This window comes from uncultured Psychromonas sp. (assembly GCF_947489755.1).
Taxonomy (GTDB): Bacteria; Pseudomonadota; Gammaproteobacteria; order Enterobacterales; family Psychromonadaceae; genus Psychromonas.
Genome location: NZ_CANLFB010000111.1, coordinates 1 through 224 on the forward strand (window position 1 = coordinate 1; position 224 = coordinate 224).

At 36.6% G+C, this 224-nt stretch carries 1 pseudogene; it reads right to left on the reverse strand.

The annotated features are described in order from the left end of the window. A pseudogene (locus tag Q0794_RS18220) lies at positions 1-224 on the reverse strand (IS982 family transposase); the annotation flags it as partial.

Genomic DNA, 224 nt, shown 5'->3' on the forward strand with positions numbered 1-224 from the left:
GGAAAGTACTCTGTCCAATATCGTTGAACTAAGCCGATGTAGAAGTTCTTGAAATCCCTATGATTTGATTGATGAAATGAAATCATAATAGTCATTTTCTCACCGAAAGACATTACCGAACTGCGTTTTCGCTTCCGAGTCCCATCGGTGATGAGTTGTGTTTCCCATTGAGGTATAAATTGATGACAAAAATCATCGACATCACAAAATAATTCTACTAAGTT